Raw genomic sequence first — 17,709 nt, forward strand, 5'->3', positions numbered from 1 at the left:
TGTATTTACCTCTCGGTGCCATCAAATATTCTTGCGTGAGGAGGCTCTATGCCAACTATTTTTTGGTCGTGGCAAAGTGACAGGTCCTCGCGAGAGACACGTGGTTTAATTCGTGATGCTTTGGCCGATGCCATTCGTTCTCTAGCGAGCACCGTAGAGGACGCCGCTAGACCAGATGACGAGAAAATCGCGTTAGATCATGATACCAAAGACGTCGGGGGCTCGCCCGATATCGCAGCGACTATTCTCCGAAAGATTGAGGCGGCGACTGCCTTCGTTGCCGACGTAACCCCTATTGCTATTTCGTCGCCTGATGATGGAAAAAGAGCAAAGCACGTCGCTAATCCCAACGTTTTGATAGAGTTGGGATACGCGAAGAGGGCATTAGGCCCTGAACGCATTATTCAAGTTTGGAACACAGCATTTACGGGCTGCGGACCTGATGATCTTCCCTTTGACATGCGAGGGCGTCGCGGGCCGATCGCATTTCATCTTCCTGAAGGCGCTCCCAAAAGTGATCTCAAGGCCGCTAGAGAAACGCTAACGCGCAATCTGCAAGATGCTCTGGAGATAATATTACGAAGTGTTTCGATCGCGGCGCCTGCACCCCTTCCTTGGCGCGCGCACCGAGAAGGTGATCCCTCCGTGTGGTTCCCTGCCGGCCACACCTTTCTTATTAATGAGCCCGATCATGGGGCAGGCTCAAAAACTACTCCAGAAGCACCAACAAGTTTTGTGCGCATTTTGCCGACGGAATGGAAAGGATCGGACGATGTCGATTTACACGACACGCTCTTGTGGAGTGGCGGCGGCTTCAGTTGGGGGGATACGAGCGATGGAATATTAACCTATCCGGGCAGCGTTATCGTAGAGCAAAGTGAACGGGTCCATGCGCTTACTATTCGGTTTCCCCGTACCGGTGAGATATGGGCAATACGTCGCTCTATAACGGCCGAATGGGAAGGTTTACTTAGATTAGACGCGAGCGGTGTAACGGAAGGTTGGGCAAGGTATCTTCGATATACCCTCCCTGACTTGATTGGCCGGGGCGGCACGGCGCCGATTAGTGTCCGCGTCGGCGTCTCTGGAATAAAAGGCCTTCACTGGCCGGGGCGCTCGTTCATCGGCAACCCGCCTATGGCTCTAGTTAACGAGGTGACGCACGAATTTCGTGTCTTAGATGGAGAGACAAGTTCGTTGGTTCACCCTCTCGCCGAGGCTTGGACGAAATTGCGTCGCCGCTTCAGCCAGCCCGCTGCGACTGAAGCTGAAGTCCAGCGCTACTTGGGACAGTGGCGCTAAGCTAGCGTCGGGTAAGGGATCGCGGTCCCAATGAAAACTGACTTGGCACTGCGTCACCACCAGCGCTGCCTGCATTATGGCCGACAGCCCCGCCTCACCGATAAACCTCCCGTCGATGCGCCACGCGCACCACCAGGATCAGCACCCGCGCATCCTCGATCCGCGCCACCACGCGATACTCTCCGATCCGCCAGCGCCAATAGCCCGCATGATCCCCCACCAGCGCTGAGCCCAGCGCGCGGGGGTCGTCCAGCACTGCGATCCGTTGCGCCAGCGTCCTGATGATCCGCGCCGCCGCCGTCCGGTCGAGCTTCTTCAGTTCCTTCGCCGCCTCGGGCAGGAACTCAATCTTCCAGGCCAAGCTCGGTCTTCAGATCGGCAAGCGGGATCGCGTCGCCGTCGCGGAAATCGCGCAGCCGCTCCTCGGCGAGGTAGAAATCCTCGAGATCATCGAGATGCGCCGCAATCGCCTCGCGCGCATAGAAGGTCTTGGTACGCCCCGTCCGCGCCGCCAGCGCGTCGAGCCGGGCTTCGGTCTCGGTATCCAGACGTACTGCCAACATGATCGCCTCCACTTGCTATACATGTATAGCATTCGAGCGCCACTTTCAACGAATGCGTCATTCGTGAAAAGCGCCGCGGCCAGTTGCGAGTTTCGTACCGACCGTCCTTCGCCTGAACGGATATCGCTTCTACTTTTATAGTCACGAGCCGAATGAGCCGCCGCATGTTCATGTCGACAAAGCCGGTGCAACGCTGAAGGCGTGGCTCGATCCGGTAGAACTCGCCAACGCCAGCGGCTTCCGCCCAAGGGAGATCAATGCCATATTGGCGTTGGTGGCGGAGCATCGCGCGGCGCTGCTGGAGGCGTGGCATGAATATTTCGGTTAGGATCACGGACGAGCGCGTGGCCGATGTGCGCTGCGATTCCGACAGCCTCGTCGTCGATTTGATGGATGGACGGACCATTTCCGTCCCCCTCGCATGGTATCCCCGGCTCCTGAAGGCATCGCCAGCCCAACGTGGCCATTGGGAGCCGGCCGGAGGCGGCTTCGGAATTCATTGGCCGGACATAGACGAGGATCTGAGTACGGAAGGCCTCCTTCGCGGAGCCCCTGCGCACAAAAGCGCTTAGGTCTACTGGCGGACAGCCGACCTGATCAGCAAAAGAACAAAAAAAGTACAAACCCTCTTCCAATGTAGGATTTCATCTGCTCCAAGCTGGTAGATGAGCAAGCGATCAGACCCCGCCGCCTTCGCGCGCGCCGCTGGTGCCGCCGATCCCGTCACCCTCGCCGAGCTGGCGCCCGCGCCCGATCGCGCCCCGCCGCCCGAAAGCGCCAATGCGCTCGCGGTGCCGCCCGCGCCCGGCGATGCCGGCACGCCGCCCGAAGTCTACGACCCCGCCGACTATCGCTGGGTCCCCGTCCGCCGCATCCCCCGCGCCGACGGCTGGACCGAGGAGAAGCAGCGCCGCTTCATCGAGACGCTCGCCGATACCGGCCTCGTCAATGTCGCGGCCAAGGCGGTCGGCATGTCGCGGGCGAGCGCCTATCAGCTGCGGCGCAGCCCGCATGGCGCCGCATTCGCGCGCGCCTGGGATGCGGCGCGCCACCATGCCGGTGGCCTGATCGAGGATATCGCCTTCGAACGCGCGATCGAGGGTACCGAGCAGGAAGTGCTCAGCGCGCAGGGCGAAGTGATCGCCACCCGGCTGGTCCACGACAATCGCCTGCTCAAATATCTGCTCAGCCACCTCAAGCCCCAACGCTATGGCGGCGCCCGATCGCCCGGCGCCACGCCGCACGAGTCGGCCGAGCCTCAGGCGGCGGGGACGCCTGTTCTGGAAGAAAGCCTCCGTGCGATGGAGCCCGCTCTGCCGGCGCCGCCCGAACAATTGCTCGATCCCGAGACCTTGGCGCATGAGCTGCATCTCGCCGATCTGGCCGATGGCGTCTTGCCGCACTTTCTCGGCGAACAGCCTACGCCCAGGTCCGATGACCGGCGCGCGGCGGAAGAAGCCGCGGCGCGCGATGCGCGCGGTGCCGCCGCGCTGAAGAAGGACGAAGCTGGCGGCGAGCTGACCGACGCGGAGTTCGCGGACCTATGCTATCACCTCGATCCGACGAGCAACGCGTACCCGCGCAGCCGCCGCCGGCAAGGTACGTGACAGTGTCAAGCCAGTGTCAACTTTGGTCCGGCGTCGCCACCTCTGCTAAGGCTCGGGCATGCGCGCCCGCAACCCGCTCTACATCATGGCCAAGCCCCCGCCGCCGGTGCAGGCGCAGATTACCGCGCTACAGCGCAACGATCCCTCCCGCGGCGCGGACCTGCTCCACGCCACCCTGGTTTCGCTGTTCGATCTCCATTACGCCCCGCCCGAATGGCTCTCGGCGGTGATCGCCGCGCTCGACAGTTTCGACGCCCCGGCCTTTCCGCTCGCCTTCGACCGGATCGAGAACCACAAGGCCGTCACCCTGCGCACCCGCGCGCCGCTGACGGGAGCGCGCGCCCTCCAGGCGGCGTTGATCCGCCATTTGCTGGAACGCAAAGCCCCGATGATGCTCGGCACCACGCCCGAGCCGCACGTGACGATCAACTATCGCGGCGACCGGCTCGGCAGCCAGAAGATCGCGCCGATCGCTTGGACGGTCGATTCGATCGCGCTGGTCGAAAGTATCGTCGGCAAGACCACTCATATCGAGCACGGGCGATGGCCGCTCCGCGCAGACGCAGGATTACGGTAATGCCCCATCTCGCCCACATCGCCCTGATCGTCCGCGACTATGACGAAGCGCTCGCTTTCTACATCGGCAAGCTCGGTTTCATTCTGATCGAGGACACGTACCAGCCCGAGCAAAACAAACGCTGGGTCACCATCCGCCCGCCCGGCGCTGCGGCCAACGCCACCACGATCCTCCTCGCCCGCGCGGCCACGCCCGAGCAGGCGGCCTTTATCGGCGATCAGGCGGGTGGCCGCGTCTTCCTGTTCCTCGCCACCGACGATTTCGATCGCGACCACGCCGCCTACATCGCTGCGGGCGTCCGCTTCGTCCGCGAGCCGACTACCCACGATTACGGCAAGGTCGCCGTGTTCGAGGACCTCTATGGCAATCGCTGGGATCTGGTGGCGTTCGCCGACCGCCGCTGAGCGAGCGCACACACCTGTCCACGCCGCGCGGACCCTGCCAGACTGCGCACTCTTTCGCCGGAGAAAGCCGCATGACCCCAGCCGAACATTGCCCCGATTTCGATTTCCAGCAGGGAAATTGGCGCGTGCAGCATCGCCGGCTCAAGGCGCGGCTCGCCGGCTGCACCGATTGGGAGGAATTCCCCGGCATTTGCGAGCAGCGCCCGATCCTCGGCGGCAACGGCAATGTCGAGGACAATCTCCTCCATCTGCCCTCGGGCAGCTACCGCGCGATCGCGCTCCGGTCGTACGCCCCGTCGAGCGGCAATTGGGCGATCTGGTGGCTCGACGGCCGTGCCCCGCATGCGCTCGACACGCCCGTCATCGGCCGGTTCGAGCGCAAAGTGGGCAGCTTCTACGCCGAGGATGTGCTGGACGGCGCGCCCGTCCGCATGCGCTTCCTCTGGCTGCGCACCGAAACCCCGTCGCCGCGCTGGGAACAGGCGCTTTCCGCCGATGGCGGCGCCAGCTGGGAAACCAACTGGACGATGGACTTCGAACGCGCCTGAGCGCGCTCCCGCCGGCGCGCGTCAGCTCTTGATGTTGACCATCGAGACCGGCTTGTCCTTGGTCGATGCGTTGGCGGCGATCGTCTTGACCTTTTCCGCCTTGGGTTTGCGCACTTCCTTGTTCGATTTCTTCTGGCTCTTGGCCATCGCCTGTCCTTCGGGAGCGAAAGGCCCCGCCGCACCTTAGTCCCATCCGCATCGCTTCCGCACATCAATTCGCCGGCCCGCGCCTTTCGCCTCGGTGACGCGCGCATGTGGCTGGCTCGTCGCCTCGCGTCGCACAGGTGTCGCACCCTGTCGCGTTCCGGTTGCCGCAGCGGCGCGAACCCACCGCCTCCCGGTCGCATCCGCCGCAATAGCGCGCTACCCAGTCAACCGGATCAACCGCCGCCGCAGCCAGAGGGAGAGCTCATGATGACCGGCACGCGCCGCTTTTACCACGGCACCCGCGCCGATCTGCGCCCCGGCGACCTGATCGCCGCCGGCTATGCCTCTAATTACGGCCAGCAGAAGCAGGCGTCGTGGGTCTATTTCGCGGGCACGCTCGACGCGGCGATCTGGGGCGCCGAGCTGGCGCAGGGCGAGGGCCGCGCGCGCATCTACATCGTCGAGCCGACCGGGACGTTCGTCGACGACCCCAACCTCACCGACAAGAAATTCCCCGGCAACCCGACCTTATCCTATCGCTCGCAGGCGCCGCTGTGCGTCATCGGCGAGCTCGCCGACTGGCAGGGCCATTCCCCCGAGCAGCTGCAGCACATGAAAGACCATCTCGTGCGCCTGAAAGAGCAGGGCGTCGAGGCGATCGACTGACCGCCCGCCTGTGTCCCATCTCGCTCATATCGCCCTGATCGTCCGCTTATGACGAAGCGCCCGCTTCCTTATGGCAGGGTCGCGGTGTTCGAGGGCCTTTACGGCAATCGGCGGGACCTCGTGGCGATCGGCAATTGAGGTCCTAGCATCTCATGCACATGCACGGCTAAACCAGCGCCAATGGCGGGACATCACGATCACGATCACCACGCGCATGGCCCGGCGGATTTCGGCCGCGCATTCGCATTGGGGGCGGCCCTCAACATCGGCTTCGTCGCAGTCGAGGGCGCCGCCGGCTTCTTGACCGATTCGGTCGCTTTGCTCGCCGATGCCGGACACAATCTCTCGGACGTACTCGGTCTGCTCGTCGCCTGGGCGGGCGCCGAGCTCGCCAAGCGCCCGGCCTCGAAGCGCTTCACTTATGGCTTCCGCGGCAGCTCGATCCTTGCCGCGTTGACCAATTCGGTGCTCCTGCTGGTCGCGGTCGGCGCGATCGGCTGGGAAGCGATCCAGCGCTTCGCCGATCCCCCCGCCGTCCCCGGCAAGATCGTGATGATCGTCGCGGCGGTGGGCATCGTCGTGAACCTGTCGACTGCCTTGCTCTTCGCGCGTGGCCGCAAGCACGACATCAACATCCGCGGCGCCTATCTCCACATGGCGACCGACGCCGCGGTCTCGGTGGGTGTGGTGATCGCCGGCGGACTGATCCTGCTCACCGGCGCGCGCTGGATCGATCCGGCGATCAGCCTCGTCATCGTCGCAGTGATCCTGTGGAGCAGCTGGGGCCTCGCGCGCGAATCGCTGACCATGGCGCTGCAGGCGGTGCCCGACGGAATCGACGCGGAGGAGGTCGAGCGCGCGCTGATCGCCCTGCCCGGCGTGGTGCGCGTCCACGATCTCCATATCTGGCCGATGAGCACCACCGAAGCGGCACTCACTGCGCATCTGGTGATGCCCGGTGGCCATCCCGGCGACGCGTTCCTGATCGATCTCCAGCACCGGCTGGCGCATGAATTCCGCATCGATCACACCACGGTCCAGATCGAGCTGGGCGAAGGCGCCGAATGCCGCATGCACGGACATGCCCATGGTTGAGGCAGCGTCCGCGAGCGGCCCCCAAGCCCCCCCGATCCGGCTGGTGATCTTCGATTTCGACGGCACGCTGTCCGACAGCGGCGACTGGTTCCTGTCGGTAATCGACCAGCTCGCGCGGCGCTTCCGCTTCCGCACCGTCGCCCCGGATGAGGTCGAGATGCTGCGCCACCGCAGCTCGCGCGAAGTGATCGATTTCCTCGGCATCTCGCGCTGGAAGATGCCGCTGATCGCGCGCCATCTCCGCAAGATGGTCGGCCTCAACGCGCATCAGATCGAACTCTTTCCCGGCACCCCGGACCTGCTTGAGCGACTGGCGGAAACCGGGGTGAAGATCGCGCTGGTGACGTCGAATTCCGAAGCCAATGCGCGCAAGATTCTCGGCGAGGAACACGCCGCCCGGATCGATTTCTATGCCTGTGGCTCCTCGCTGTTCGGCAAGGCGCCCAAGTTCCGCCGCGTGCTCAAGAAGATGGCGATTCCCGCCGCAGCGGCACTGGCGGTCGGCGACGAGACCCGCGACATCGATGCGGCGCGCGAGGTCGGGATGCGCGCCGGCTCGGTATTATGGGGCTATGCCAGCGAGGCGGTGCTCGCCGCGCTCCAGCCCGACGCGCTGTTCCGCGAGCCGCAGGACATCCTCGATTATGTCGCGGCGCAACGGGGGTAGCGATGCCCTGGCTCCTCAATCGAGATGTATCGCCAGCCAGACAGTCGGGCGGTCCTTTGCGGTCCATGTCACCCAATGCTGCTGCCCGCCGGCGATCCAGACATGGTCGCCGGCATGTAGCGTCACTTCGTCCGAATCCTCGATCCGCAGCCCCGCCGCGCCTTCGAGCAGCAGCACCCATTCGTCCTGCGCCTGCACCATCGGTGCGCCCCCCGGGGTCGCCTGTCCGCGCGAGACGATCCGCTCGACCCGCACTCCCGGGCGCGCGAGCAATTCGGTGAACGCCTCCGCCCGTTTTGCCGCCGGCAGCCTGGTGAGCAGATTCTCGACCTTCACCTTGAAGCGTGGCTTCGGCTTCGGCGTTGGCGCGGCTTTCGGCCCGGGCCTGGGTTTGGGGCGTGCCTTTACCGAGCCGGCCGATTTGCTCCACGCATTGCTCGCCGCACCGCGAAGATAGTCTTCGATTTCCTCGGCGCTGGCGGTGAGGCGGTCCTTGTCGACGCCAAACACCGGCGCGCCTTTGGCGTCGTTCAGCCCGTATTTGCCGAAGTCGCCGCCCGGCTTGCGCCGCCGCGAGGTGACGAGCTTGAGTCCGCGGTGCGCCGCCATGTCACGCAGCTTGTCGGTCGTCTCGTTCGGCATGATCCCTCGACTCAAGGCGATGGAGGTCGCTAGGGCAACGCCCCATGTCACCCTCGGCTCCCCGCTTCCATTTCACCATCCACGCCACCGACGGCAAGGCCCGGCTCGGCGCCATCGCGATGCAGCGCGGTGAAATCCGTACCCCCGCCTTCATGCCGGTCGGCACCGCCGCCACGGTTAAGGCAGTCAAGCCGCAGGACGTGCGCGCGAGCGGCGCCGACATATTGCTCGGCAACACCTATCATCTGATGCTCCGCCCCACCGCCGAGCGCGTCCACAAGCTCGGCGGGCTCCATAAATTCATGGGCTGGGACCGCCCGATCCTCACCGATTCGGGCGGTTATCAAGTGATGAGCCTGTCCGAGCTGACCAAGCGCAGCGAGGAAGGCATCGTCTTCAAGTCGCACCTCGACGGTTCGCGCCACATGCTCAGCCCCGAACGGTCGATGGAGATCCAGCGGCTGCTCGGCTCGAACATCGTCATGGCGTTCGACGAACTCGTCCCCACCACTTCGACGCGCGAGGTGCAGGCCGCGGCGATGGAGCGCTCGATGCGCTGGGCGAAGCGCAGCCGTGCCGGCTTCGACGCGGGCGGGGAACATGCCCAAAACAACGCGCTGTTCGGCATCCAGCAGGGCGCGCTCGACGAGAGCTTCCGCAAAGCCAGCGCCGACGCGCTGCTCGACATCGGCTTCGATGGATATGCGATCGGCGGCCTCGCGGTCGGCGAGGGTCAGGAGGCGATGTTCGGCGTGCTCGATTACGCTCCCAGCCAGCTCGATGCGGCCAAGCCGCGTTACTTGATGGGTGTCGGCAAGCCCGACGACATCGTCGGCGCGGTCGAGCGCGGCGTCGACATGTTCGATTGCGTCCTCCCGACACGGAGCGGCCGCACCGGCCAGGCGTTCACCCGCACCGGTCCGATCAACATCCGCAACGCGAAGTTCGCCGAGGATCAGGGCCCGCTCGATCCGGCTTGCGCCTGTCCGACCTGTGCCGGCTGGAGCCGTGCCTATGTCCATCATCTCGTCCGCGCCGGCGAGATCCTCGGCGCGATGCTGATGACCGAGCACAATCTCTGGTTCTACCAGCAGCTGATGGCCGATTTGCGCCTGGCGATCGGCGAGGGCCGGCTGACGGCGTTCGCAAACGATTTCCGCCGCGACTATCGCACCGCGCCCAAGGCCTTAGCTTAACCATCTTCTGTTCCGTGGCGGGACGCTGCGGAATCCGGGGGCGCCGCGTTCACGATTACGCGATATAGGGAGCGCCTTCCGGGCCATTGGCTCGTATGAGGCATGCGGATTTGTTCTGGCAGCGGTTCACTCGAATGCAGATGCGGGGGCTGACGGCAGGGGCGCTGGTTTCGCTCGTCGGCGCCGGCTTCTCCGCGCAGGCGCTGAGCCCCGACACGCCGAGCGTCGCGCCGAAGCCGGTGGTCACTGGCTATGAAGCCGACGACCATTTCCCCGGTGCGGCCTTCTACACAGCCGTTCCGGATGACGCCGCCGTGGCGACCGGCACCACTGGCACGATCGCATTGCCTGATCTGCCGGTACCCGAGAACGCCGTGATCGATTCGTCGATCCAGCCTGCCGCGCCGTTCCGCCTCGCCGGCGGCGCCATGGATCATGCCCGCGCGCTCCAGTGCCTGACCCAGGCAATCTATTACGAAGCGGCAAGCGAGCCCGACGATGGCCAGCGCGCCGTCGCACAGGTGGTGCTCAATCGCGTGCGGCACCCCGCCTTCCCCGCCACCGTCTGCGGCGTCGTCTTTCAGGGGTCCGAGAAGCGCGGCTGTCAGTTCAGCTTCGCCTGCGACGGCGCGATGGCACGCATCCCTTCACGTGCTGCCTGGGCGCGTGCCGAACGCGTCGCCGGGGCCGCGCTCGCCGGCAGCGTGTTCGCGCCGGTTGGAATGGCGACGCACTATCATACCTATGCGGTGACCCCGTCGTGGAACCGCAGCCTTGTAATGACCGGGGTATTCGGCGCGCACTTCTTCCATCGCTGGAAAGGCTGGTGGGGAATGGCCGCAGCATTCCGGCAATCCTATCAGGGTGGTGAGCCGCTACCCGCGCCCCATGCCGCAGTGACGCCCGTCGTCGTCGCCGCGCTCCCGATGGCGAGACCGGCCAGCGTTCCCAATCCGGAACCGGCGCGCGCGGTTCAACCCGCTTATGTCGACAGCGGCGCGCCCATGGCTGCTTATGCCGAGAGCACACTGCCCGACTCGCAGATCCTCGACAAATGGAAGGACAGCGGCAAGCCATTGCGCTGAGCCGCTTTGCGTCAATCCGACGTTAAGCAATGCCCGCCAAAGTATGCGGGCGCTCTCTCTGCGTGGGGCAATGAGAGCGCCCGCGCTGCCGCGTTCGGGTCATCCGGGGGGAAATGACGCGCGACAGCTATCGGAACAATGGACTGACGGGCCGCGCCGGAACGCGGCAATGCGAATATGGTACGCGACCGGTCAGCGAATCATCGCGGAGCGATCGAAACGGTGATGAGATCGCTGTACAGACCGGCGCGCTTGCCCGCGACGCTCCCGATCACGAAGCGCATTGGCAACGCATCGCGCGTGGGATCGGTCCCCGACGAATTATAGTTCGCCGTCGATGCCAGCGAGAGCGTGCTCTCGCCGATCATCAGCTGATAGGGCACGCTCCAGTCGGCATTCGCCATCTTGAGCAGGCCGTTATTCTTCGAAGCGAATTCGAGCCGATAGGCGCGGGTGCTCGCCACGGTCATCTGCAGCGGCACCTGCGCAATGCCCTCGGCCAGTTCGCCCAGATCGACGAGCGCTTGCCCGCCGTTGCGACGATACTGGCCCGAAAGCCCGAGCACCGCCGAAGGCAGCACATTCACGCCCAACACCAGTGAACGCGAGGCAAGCATGTCGCCGCGCCCCTGTTGCTCGGCGACGAGCGTGACGCGCTGGCTGTACAACCCGTCGGCGACCAGCCCGTCCTCGTTGACGGCGAACTGGAAGCGAACCAGTTGCTGGCTACGCGGCTGGACGACCACGGGCCGCTGGGTCACGCGCGCAATCGTGCGGCCCGAGAGCGGAGTCGCGTTGCTGTTCGAGAATTCGTCGAGCAACGTATAGGTGACGCGTCCGGTTCGCCCTCCGAGGGCAAGGCCGAACGGCTCCTGGTCGACTACGAAGACCGGCGCAAACGCGCAGGCGGCGGCGCCTTCGTTGTTGAACACGACGTCATAGGTCGCGATCGGCACGTTGGTCGCGAAGGGATCATAGCCCTGGATGATCCAGTTGCTCGAGCTGCTCTCGATGCGCAGCGCGCAATCGGCGCGCGAGGCGATCGACGCAGGTTGCGCCCAAGCCGGGCTTGCCGAGGCCAGCGCCGCGGCCCCTGCCAGAGTGGCCGAAATCAGGGTCTTCATGGTCACCTCAATTCGCCGGCTTCAGCACTATAGTTTTAAGATCGACGAGACCAGTGGTATCGGCGGGCACCTTGAACTCGAACACGGTCGGGCCGGCGCCGAGTTCGACGCGGTAATCGACCGCGGGACGCAGATTCTGGATCGCGAAGCGCCCCACCGAATTGGTGAAGAACGGCAGCGGCTCCTTGTCCTTGCCATCCTTGGCGATCACGCGTCCGCCGGCGAGCGCCACCGGCTTGCCGTCGGGGAAGGTCAGCACGCCCGCGGCGCTGACGAAGGCGTCGGTACCGATCTTGAGCTTGTAGCCGCTGTGATAAGGCGGGTTCACCCGCACCGTGCCCGGGCCGATATCATAGCCGATCGGCGGGTTCTCGACATCGTACTGGATCGGCTGGTTGACGTAGCTGTTCAGATAGCCGTTGACCGCCGCGCCGAAGGTGCCGCTCTTGCTCATATAGTCGCTGCTGACCAGCGACTGGCCGGCCACCACACTGTGGCCCTTCAAATTCTTGTGCGGATAGAGCAGCGCGAAGCTGTCGTTCACCCGGCGCCCGACGCCGACGACGCCATCGGCAAAGGCGATCGAGGTGCCGACGCGTACCGACGATACATTGACCTGACCGAACCCGCCAATGTTGGGGCCGTAACTCGAATGACTCACCGTCGCGTCGAAGCGATTGGCGATATAGTCGGCAAATCCCTGCAGCGCGACCGTGCGGTCGTCGCGGGTCGCCACCGCGCCATAGCCGAGGCTGCCGATCTGGTTCGACGAGGAATGCAGATACGACAGCGAACTGGTGTCGGTACTGCTCTCGTGCCGCGCTTCGAAACGATCGCGGAAGGTCGGCTGGAACACCAGAGCAATGTTGAAGCCCAGCCCCCGGCCACGCCCGATCGTGCTGTCGAACCTCGAATATTCGACGCCCGCGCGTACGCTTACGCGCCGGTCGAAATAATAGTTCGCCGAGACGCCGATGCGATAGCTGTCGTTGCGATTGCGGCTCTTGAGATAGCTGCCGGTGATCAGCGCCGACAGGCGCTGGTTGATCTGGCGGGTATATTGGCCGCTGATCGAGACCGAGCTCGAATTGTCCGCCTCAGGCGAGGACAGGAACGCATAGTGCCGCGAGAGATAATCGGCGCGGATGCTCGCCGAATCGACCAGCCCGCCGCGATCGATCAGCTGATCGAAGCCGACGCCCCCGGAGAAGCCCTCGCCGACTTCGCGCGAATGGCTGAGGCCGCCGTCGAGCAATAGCCGCGAACCGCCGCCGAGCACGAACTGGGTCTGCCCGGTCAGCGTCTGGACCTGCGCGCTGGCCTGCAGCCCGACGCCGATCGCCGGCGCGTCGACGAACGCCTTGCGGAAGAAGCCAGAGAAGGCGACCGGACCGTTATAGCTGGGCGAGCGGCCGAAATTGTTGCTCGTCGGCCCGATATAGGCGGCATATTCGAAGTCGCCGGGAACCAGATCGATCGGGTCGAGATACTGGCTGTACGCGATCGACTGGACCGATCCGCTATTGTCGCGGACCTCGATCTGCACGTCGTTGCTGCCCGCGAGCAGCGGCAGCGAACTGAAATCGTACGAACCCGCATCGAGCCGCAGCTCGCGATACAACACGCCGTTGCGCATGATGCGGACGCTCGCGTCGCGCTGGAGCACGAGCTGTCGATTTCCCTGCAGCACCGACGACCGATAGGGATCGAAGCGCTGGCGCTGACGGCTGACGCCGACGCCGCCGATTTGCACATAGCCCTGCTGACCGCGCACTTCGGGAGTCAGGTCGCCGAGGTACCAGCGGCGATAATCGGCCGGCTCGTCATAGACGAAGCGCGCGTAATTGCGATCGAAGCGATAGGCGCCGCCACCGAAGCCCTGGTTACCGAACTGGCCGTCAGCCTCGAGAACGACGCCGCCATAGCGCATCGCGCCGCCGAGCGAGATTGACGGCGGGCTGTTGAAATTGCCCTCCCACGACCGCGCATAATAGCCGTTGATGTTGAGGAACGCGGCGAAGTCGGCCGGCGCCAGATCGATATTCTCGTCGCCGGGATTGGGCGGCGAGAACAATTGCTCAAGCGCCCGCTTCGACGGATCGATCGTCAGCACGACGACGGCGAGGCTGCTCGGATCATATTCGAATGAAATGCCCAGCGGCTTCAGATCGTCCGACTCGAGGTGATCCTTGCCCGCCGCCGCCTTGAGCAGTTGATCGCGCGCTTGCTGGTTGAGCAGCGGCCCGATCAGCCCTTCGAACGGCTTGCGCTCGGCGAGCAGTCGATCGTCATAAGTCAGCCGGATCGGCATGTCGCCGAGCGCGCGCTGCTTGAACAGCAACGGCACGGTGAGATCCATGTCGCGATCATAGGGATTGATGTCGGGACGGCCATATTTGCCGATCGGCAGTGACGCGGTTCCGGTCTGCCCGACCACGGGCAGCGTATCGATGTTCGGTTTGGTGCCGCCGGGCAACGGCACCGACGTGCTTTGCGGCGGTGCCGATGTCGGCGGCGCACTCTGCGGCACCGGCTGCGTGCGCGGCAGCGGCACGGAGACCTGCGCCGCGGCGGTCCCGCCGGTCAGGCAGAACCATGCCGTCGCGCTGAGCAGCCTGCCGCGCTTCATTTCACGAACTTGACGTTGATAGGACCGGGTCCGAATGCCTTGACCACTGCGAAGCGGAACACGCGCGTGCCGCCGCCGCCGGGAACGTAACCGCTGCCGATGCCACGATTGAGATCCTCTTCGGAGATCAGGACCCGCAACGACTTGCCGGCGGTGTCCTTGCCCTCGATCACCCATTTCAGCGCCGACATCATCGCATGGCGACGGCCGATGTTCTTCATCCTGACTTCGAGACCCGGCACCGTCGGCGGCAGCGGGTCGCCCTGCTTCGCGGCAGGCGGCTGATAGTCGATCGGCTTGACCGAGGTCGCGCTGACATTGGGCTGCGCGTTCGGCGGAGCCACCACGACGAGCGCCTTCATGTGATAGACGACCTGCACCTGCGCGGCCTGTGCCCCCGCACCCGGATCGACCGGGATTGGTAGCTGATTGACCGAGAGGTAATAGGCTTGCGAGGTCGGGATGTCCGCGCCGCCCACCCATTGCAGGCGGATCACCTGGCGCGCGCCCTGCGGCAGCATGCCTTGCGGCGGGAAGACGATGAAATCGGCATCGGCAGCCGTTTCGCTGGGCACGCCGTTCTCGTCGAAGCTCAGGCGCGTGATCCGCGTCTCGAACGGCAACTTGCCGGCGTTGAGATTTTGCACTTCCACGCGCGCGACCGAATCGCTTCCCGTGGTGGTCATCTCGACGATCATCGGCGAAACGCGCATCGCATAGACCGTAGCGGCACCGGCGACGAGCGCGGTCGCAACTATGGCCGAACGGACGGCTGTCCGCTGGAAACTGCTGAACACTGGCGAGGCCCCCACCCCTGTGACTGCACCCGGACTACGGGCGCATTCTTACGCAATACTCGAAAGGGGGAGGATTGTCTCCTCCCCCTTCCTTAAGTCGGCATTACTGCCGGACCAGCTGGATCAGAGAGCCTTGAGCTCGACAGTCAGCGTGTCCTGGTAGTTGCCGGCGACCAGGGCCTTGCCCGGGGTCGGAGCGTTGATCGTCAGCGTCATGTCCGAACGCCATGCACCGCCGGTCCAGACCTTCGACGCGTCGCCGGTGGCGGCGGTCACGGTCTGCGGGCTGCCAGCAGCGCCGGCCGAGGTGTTGGTCGTGCCCTGGAACGAAGCAGCCACCGAATAGGGGATGTTCGCCTGGAACTCGTTCGAGTCATAGCCGCCGGCTGCGCCGTTCAGCAGGCCCTGCGCGCCGTTCTGCTTCGAGAGCGTCACGGTGTTGTTGAAGTTGCAGCCTGCAGTGGTCGAGTTGACGACGGCAGTTGCCGGCGAAACCATGTCGAACGCGCTGTTCACGTTGGTGTTCGAGTTGGTGTTGACGCCGATCGTGCCGAAGTCGAGCGTGTGCGCCGTGCTGCTGCCGCCATAATAGGAGCAATCCTTGGTGACGGTGCCCTTGATCAGCCAGGTGTTGGTGACGGTCGGCGACGCGGTCTGCGTGTTGCCGGCGTTCAGGCCGAACTGGTTGTAGCCGACGCCGCCGCTCAGGACCACGCCAACGGCATAGCCGAGGAGCGACGAATGGTTGCTGGTGCCACCGAACACGCCCGGGGTCTGACCCGAGAACGCAATGTCGTCGGCCTGTGCAACGCCGGCGGTCGAGAGCAGCGCGAGAGCGGCTGCCGAAAGAAGCTTCTTCATGTGCAAATCCCCACTTCTGGATTCGGTGCCCCCGACGTTATTGTCGAGTCGATCACCGACGGTTGATGTTTAACAAGTATTCGCAAACATTCAACAATTATTTAGTTTGCGTTAACCACCATTGTTTCATCAAAGGAACAACAATGATCTAGTGATGATCGATATTTGGAGCGCCATTTATCGATCAGATGCGACCCATTACTTCGGGTTATTGTTCTATGTTCTTTAGTTTGGCGCGATGGTGATCTCGATCACCTCGCCATACTGACCGGCGAGCAACCCCGCCTCGCTCGAGACGCTGCCGAGACTGAGCCGCAACAGCAGCCCGTCCATGGCGATGCCGCCAGCGCTGGAGATCTCCTGGCCGCCGACGAGCGAACGCCCCTCGAAAACCTTGGAGATCATCTCGGTGGCCGGCCGCCGCACCGGCAGCTCGACATCGAGGCTGTAGGGCACCGAGCCGGCATAGGGACCCTGACCGTGCGGCATTTCGGAATGTACGAGTGCGCCGTTCTGGGCCTTGATCAGCATCGTGAACGGCAAGTTGCAGTCGAGCGCGACCTTCGCGGCGGCAAACCTTCCGGCGCGCGTCAGCTCACCGAAATCGGCGGTCGGGATCGTGCCCATCTGGCAGCGCTGGGCAATGCTGCCCTGCACCGCGATGTCCATCGACTTGACGTTGGAGATATCCTGCGCGGAGGCAGGTGATGCGGCCACGCCCAGAATGAGCGCGGCGCCGACAGCTGCACTGGCGAAGCACACACGCGCCGAGCCGAAGAGTCTGCCTGCAAAGCTGGATGAAATGGCTGCCCGTTGCGCGTCCTGCGACGCTACACCAACCCTATAATCCGCCGCTGCACCCACGAAATCGGTCGTCTGCGCGCCACCCAAGGCACGCAGGCTACCGGTTTGCGGATGGCGCGGGCGGCTCCCCCCGGAGCACATAACCCTCAACTCCCCGTCCATCGTTCAATCTTTAATAAGATTTGAACGGGCAAGAAGTCGATCTAATTAAGTGGTTAAGGCGTCCCGGAAGCGCACATCCGGACTTTTCTGGAATATTTCCAGCGAGTTGTGCCTTATATATTTTTATAGGACGGCGGCCGCAAGCAGGCCGTTGGGTCCTGCCAGGGCCCATCCGCCTGTTGCGACTCGGCGTCCCGTCGAGTCGTTTTCACGCTTCACCGCAGATCGCGGACCATTCTGAAACGGCCTCTTTGCCCCTGCGTTGATCTATTCTTAGATCATTAACCCTGCGTATCAATCATATTTTCAACGGGAGATGCGATCAGGGCTGATCAGCCAGCAACGGATATAACGATGCCGATCAGCTCTCTCCCCAAATTCTCTGCGGTGATCCTGCTGTTGTGCGGATCCGCAGCAGGCGCCGAATCCACTGCGTCGGGCACGTTCAACCTGCGGCTTACCGTCCCCGTCATCTGCGCCGTCAGCCATCAGAGCGCGATCAGCGCGGCGGGTGCCGGCTATCGGCTCGGCGAGCTGCGCGAATATTGCAACGCGCCCGGTGGTTACGCGCTGGTGGTCAACTATGCGCCCGGCTCGATGAAGGGCGCTGTGGTCGCCGTCGGCGAGGAGCGCGTCGTGCTCGACGGCTCGGGCCGCGCAGTGATCGGCCGCACCGCCGGTCCGCGCATCCGCGATCGCGAGATCTTCGCGGAGCCCGGCGCCGCCGGTTTCGACACCGATCGTCTCGAATTCAATCTCGAAGCCTGAAGATCGTCGGGCGTCGCGCCCGACTGTCCCGGATTGAACCTGTTGCCCTTCCGGAATCCGTTGCG

At 64.3% G+C, this 17,709-nt stretch carries 22 protein-coding genes; 13 read left to right on the plus strand and 9 right to left on the minus strand.

What is annotated here, in order from left to right; all coding sequences use genetic code 11:
* Window positions 1-48: 48 nt before the first annotated feature.
* Window positions 49-1,302 carry a hypothetical protein gene (locus tag CVN68_RS23235; protein WP_158298883.1) on the plus strand — a complete coding sequence of 418 codons (1,254 nt, stop codon included), beginning with the start codon at window positions 49-51 and terminating at the stop codon, window positions 1,300-1,302.
* Between the two features lie 94 nt (window positions 1,303-1,396).
* Here CVN68_RS23235 and CVN68_RS13555 read toward each other — a convergent pair whose 3' ends face one another.
* Window positions 1,397-1,663 carry a type II toxin-antitoxin system RelE family toxin gene (locus CVN68_RS13555; protein WP_100282675.1) on the minus strand — a complete coding sequence of 89 codons (267 nt, stop codon included), beginning with the start codon at window positions 1,661-1,663 and terminating at the stop codon, window positions 1,397-1,399.
* Window positions 1,647-1,865 carry a type II toxin-antitoxin system RelB family antitoxin gene (relB, locus tag CVN68_RS13560; protein ID WP_100284404.1) on the minus strand — a complete coding sequence of 73 codons (219 nt, stop codon included), beginning with the start codon at window positions 1,863-1,865 and terminating at the stop codon, window positions 1,647-1,649. Before relB ends, CVN68_RS13555 begins: the two co-directional genes overlap by 17 nt.
* Window positions 1,866-1,977: 112 nt before the next feature.
* Here relB and CVN68_RS13565 point away from each other — a divergent pair, with 112 nt between their 5' ends.
* The 6 genes from CVN68_RS13565 (at window position 1,978) to CVN68_RS13590 (ending at window position 5,001) form a co-directional block, all read left to right on the plus strand.
* Window positions 1,978-2,193, plus strand: coding sequence for a DUF4160 domain-containing protein (locus CVN68_RS13565; RefSeq protein WP_100284405.1), 216 nt, complete (start codon window positions 1,978-1,980; stop codon window positions 2,191-2,193).
* A gap of 61 nt (window positions 2,194-2,254) precedes the next feature.
* The gene (locus CVN68_RS13570; RefSeq protein WP_233503716.1) at window positions 2,255-2,437 is read left to right on the plus strand and encodes a DUF2442 domain-containing protein; all 183 of its coding nucleotides are present in this window, start codon (window positions 2,255-2,257) and stop codon (window positions 2,435-2,437) included.
* 93 nt (window positions 2,438-2,530) lie between these two features.
* Complete coding sequence (locus tag CVN68_RS13575) at window positions 2,531-3,472, plus strand: hypothetical protein (RefSeq protein ID WP_100282677.1); 942 nt, start codon at window positions 2,531-2,533, stop codon at window positions 3,470-3,472.
* Between the two features lie 58 nt (window positions 3,473-3,530).
* Window positions 3,531-4,049, plus strand: coding sequence for a 2'-5' RNA ligase family protein (locus CVN68_RS13580; protein WP_100282678.1), 519 nt, complete (start codon window positions 3,531-3,533; stop codon window positions 4,047-4,049).
* Window positions 4,049-4,453, plus strand: coding sequence for a VOC family protein (locus CVN68_RS13585; RefSeq protein ID WP_233503344.1), 405 nt, complete (start codon window positions 4,049-4,051; stop codon window positions 4,451-4,453). The genes CVN68_RS13580 and CVN68_RS13585 overlap by 1 nt, the downstream gene beginning before the upstream one ends.
* Before the next feature lie 71 nt (window positions 4,454-4,524).
* Window positions 4,525-5,001: a DUF1579 domain-containing protein gene (locus tag CVN68_RS13590; RefSeq protein ID WP_100282680.1), complete on the plus strand. Its 477-nt coding sequence runs from the start codon at window positions 4,525-4,527 to the stop codon at window positions 4,999-5,001.
* A 21-nt stretch (window positions 5,002-5,022) separates the two neighbouring features.
* Here the strand turns inward: CVN68_RS13590 and CVN68_RS24200 are convergent, their stop codons facing one another.
* Window positions 5,023-5,148, minus strand: a complete 126-nt coding sequence (locus CVN68_RS24200) for a hypothetical protein (protein WP_267893701.1) — start codon at window positions 5,146-5,148, stop codon at window positions 5,023-5,025.
* A gap of 264 nt (window positions 5,149-5,412) precedes the next feature.
* On the opposite strand from CVN68_RS24200, the gene arr reads away from it, so the two are divergent.
* The 3 genes from arr (at window position 5,413) to CVN68_RS13605 (ending at window position 7,576) form a co-directional block, all read left to right on the plus strand.
* Window positions 5,413-5,814 (plus strand): NAD(+)--rifampin ADP-ribosyltransferase, encoded by a 402-nt coding sequence (arr, locus tag CVN68_RS13595; protein WP_100282681.1) that lies wholly within the window; start codon window positions 5,413-5,415, stop codon window positions 5,812-5,814.
* 180 nt (window positions 5,815-5,994) lie between these two features.
* Window positions 5,995-6,909: a cation diffusion facilitator family transporter gene (locus tag CVN68_RS13600; RefSeq protein WP_100282682.1), complete on the plus strand. Its 915-nt coding sequence runs from the start codon at window positions 5,995-5,997 to the stop codon at window positions 6,907-6,909.
* Window positions 6,902-7,576: an HAD-IA family hydrolase gene (locus CVN68_RS13605; RefSeq protein WP_233503346.1), complete on the plus strand. Its 675-nt coding sequence runs from the start codon at window positions 6,902-6,904 to the stop codon at window positions 7,574-7,576. The genes CVN68_RS13600 and CVN68_RS13605 overlap by 8 nt, the downstream gene beginning before the upstream one ends.
* 15 nt (window positions 7,577-7,591) lie before the next feature.
* Here CVN68_RS13605 and CVN68_RS23240 read toward each other — a convergent pair whose 3' ends face one another.
* Entirely contained in the window at window positions 7,592-8,218 is a 627-nt protein-coding gene (locus tag CVN68_RS23240; RefSeq protein WP_233503347.1) for a cupin domain-containing protein, read from the minus strand.
* 44 nt (window positions 8,219-8,262) lie between these two features.
* Between CVN68_RS23240 and tgt the strand changes: the two genes are divergently transcribed.
* Together tgt and CVN68_RS13620 are read left to right on the plus strand one after the other, a co-directional pair.
* Complete coding sequence (gene tgt, locus CVN68_RS13615) at window positions 8,263-9,414, plus strand: tRNA guanosine(34) transglycosylase Tgt (RefSeq protein WP_100282684.1); 1,152 nt, start codon at window positions 8,263-8,265, stop codon at window positions 9,412-9,414.
* A gap of 140 nt (window positions 9,415-9,554) precedes the next feature.
* Window positions 9,555-10,499 carry a cell wall hydrolase gene (locus tag CVN68_RS13620; RefSeq protein ID WP_233503348.1) on the plus strand — a complete coding sequence of 315 codons (945 nt, stop codon included), beginning with the start codon at window positions 9,555-9,557 and terminating at the stop codon, window positions 10,497-10,499.
* A gap of 200 nt (window positions 10,500-10,699) precedes the next feature.
* On the opposite strand, the gene CVN68_RS13625 is transcribed toward CVN68_RS13620, so the two are convergent.
* The 5 genes from CVN68_RS13625 to CVN68_RS13645 all read right to left on the minus strand — a co-directional run bounded on the left by CVN68_RS13625 (window position 10,700) and on the right by CVN68_RS13645 (window position 16,876).
* Window positions 10,700-11,623, minus strand: a complete 924-nt coding sequence (locus tag CVN68_RS13625) for a hypothetical protein (protein ID WP_158298884.1) — start codon at window positions 11,621-11,623, stop codon at window positions 10,700-10,702.
* 7 nt (window positions 11,624-11,630) lie between these two features.
* The gene (locus CVN68_RS13630) at window positions 11,631-14,252 is read right to left on the minus strand and encodes a fimbria/pilus outer membrane usher protein (protein WP_233503349.1); all 2,622 of its coding nucleotides are present in this window, start codon (window positions 14,250-14,252) and stop codon (window positions 11,631-11,633) included.
* On the minus strand, window positions 14,249-15,049 hold the full coding sequence (locus CVN68_RS13635) for a fimbria/pilus periplasmic chaperone (RefSeq protein ID WP_100282687.1): 801 nt from the start codon (window positions 15,047-15,049) through the stop codon (window positions 14,249-14,251). Before CVN68_RS13635 ends, CVN68_RS13630 begins: the two co-directional genes overlap by 4 nt.
* A gap of 123 nt (window positions 15,050-15,172) precedes the next feature.
* Window positions 15,173-15,910 (minus strand): hypothetical protein, encoded by a 738-nt coding sequence (locus CVN68_RS13640; protein WP_100282688.1) that lies wholly within the window; start codon window positions 15,908-15,910, stop codon window positions 15,173-15,175.
* Between the two features lie 225 nt (window positions 15,911-16,135).
* The gene (locus CVN68_RS13645; protein WP_233503350.1) at window positions 16,136-16,876 is read right to left on the minus strand and encodes a hypothetical protein; all 741 of its coding nucleotides are present in this window, start codon (window positions 16,874-16,876) and stop codon (window positions 16,136-16,138) included.
* Window positions 16,877-17,230: 354 nt separating this feature from the next.
* Between CVN68_RS13645 and CVN68_RS13650 the strand changes: the two genes are divergently transcribed.
* On the plus strand, window positions 17,231-17,644 hold the full coding sequence (locus CVN68_RS13650) for a hypothetical protein (RefSeq protein ID WP_233503351.1): 414 nt from the start codon (window positions 17,231-17,233) through the stop codon (window positions 17,642-17,644).
* Window positions 17,645-17,709: the final 65 nt, after the last annotated feature.

It is taken from the genome of Sphingomonas psychrotolerans (assembly GCF_002796605.1).
Taxonomy (GTDB): domain Bacteria; phylum Pseudomonadota; class Alphaproteobacteria; order Sphingomonadales; family Sphingomonadaceae; genus Sphingomonas; species Sphingomonas psychrotolerans.

Coding starts and splice junctions, on each gene's coding strand:
- CVN68_RS13625 (WP_158298884.1), bottom strand. CDS start 11,623: ATGAAGACCCTGATTTCGGCCACTCTGGCAGGGGCCGCGGCGCTGGCC.
- CVN68_RS24200 (WP_267893701.1), bottom strand. CDS start 5,148: ATGGCCAAGAGCCAGAAGAAATCGAACAAGGAAGTGCGCAAACCCAAG.
- CVN68_RS13585 (WP_233503344.1), top strand. CDS start 4,049: ATGCCCCATCTCGCCCACATCGCCCTGATCGTCCGCGACTATGACGAA.
- CVN68_RS13620 (WP_233503348.1), top strand. CDS start 9,555: ATGCGGGGGCTGACGGCAGGGGCGCTGGTTTCGCTCGTCGGCGCCGGC.
- CVN68_RS13645 (WP_233503350.1), bottom strand. CDS start 16,876: ATGGACGGGGAGTTGAGGGTTATGTGCTCCGGGGGGAGCCGCCCGCGC.
- CVN68_RS13640 (WP_100282688.1), bottom strand. CDS start 15,910: ATGAAGAAGCTTCTTTCGGCAGCCGCTCTCGCGCTGCTCTCGACCGCC.
- CVN68_RS13580 (WP_100282678.1), top strand. CDS start 3,531: ATGCGCGCCCGCAACCCGCTCTACATCATGGCCAAGCCCCCGCCGCCG.
- CVN68_RS13630 (WP_233503349.1), bottom strand. CDS start 14,252: ATGAAGCGCGGCAGGCTGCTCAGCGCGACGGCATGGTTCTGCCTGACC.
- CVN68_RS13600 (WP_100282682.1), top strand. CDS start 5,995: ATGGCGGGACATCACGATCACGATCACCACGCGCATGGCCCGGCGGAT.
- CVN68_RS13570 (WP_233503716.1), top strand. CDS start 2,255: ATGGATGGACGGACCATTTCCGTCCCCCTCGCATGGTATCCCCGGCTC.
- relB (WP_100284404.1), bottom strand. CDS start 1,865: ATGTTGGCAGTACGTCTGGATACCGAGACCGAAGCCCGGCTCGACGCG.
- arr (WP_100282681.1), top strand. CDS start 5,413: ATGATGACCGGCACGCGCCGCTTTTACCACGGCACCCGCGCCGATCTG.
- CVN68_RS23240 (WP_233503347.1), bottom strand. CDS start 8,218: ATGCCGAACGAGACGACCGACAAGCTGCGTGACATGGCGGCGCACCGC.
- CVN68_RS13605 (WP_233503346.1), top strand. CDS start 6,902: ATGGTTGAGGCAGCGTCCGCGAGCGGCCCCCAAGCCCCCCCGATCCGG.
- CVN68_RS13575 (WP_100282677.1), top strand. CDS start 2,531: ATGAGCAAGCGATCAGACCCCGCCGCCTTCGCGCGCGCCGCTGGTGCC.
- CVN68_RS13650 (WP_233503351.1), top strand. CDS start 17,231: ATGCCGATCAGCTCTCTCCCCAAATTCTCTGCGGTGATCCTGCTGTTG.
- CVN68_RS23235 (WP_158298883.1), top strand. CDS start 49: ATGCCAACTATTTTTTGGTCGTGGCAAAGTGACAGGTCCTCGCGAGAG.
- CVN68_RS13590 (WP_100282680.1), top strand. CDS start 4,525: ATGACCCCAGCCGAACATTGCCCCGATTTCGATTTCCAGCAGGGAAAT.
- tgt (WP_100282684.1), top strand. CDS start 8,263: ATGTCACCCTCGGCTCCCCGCTTCCATTTCACCATCCACGCCACCGAC.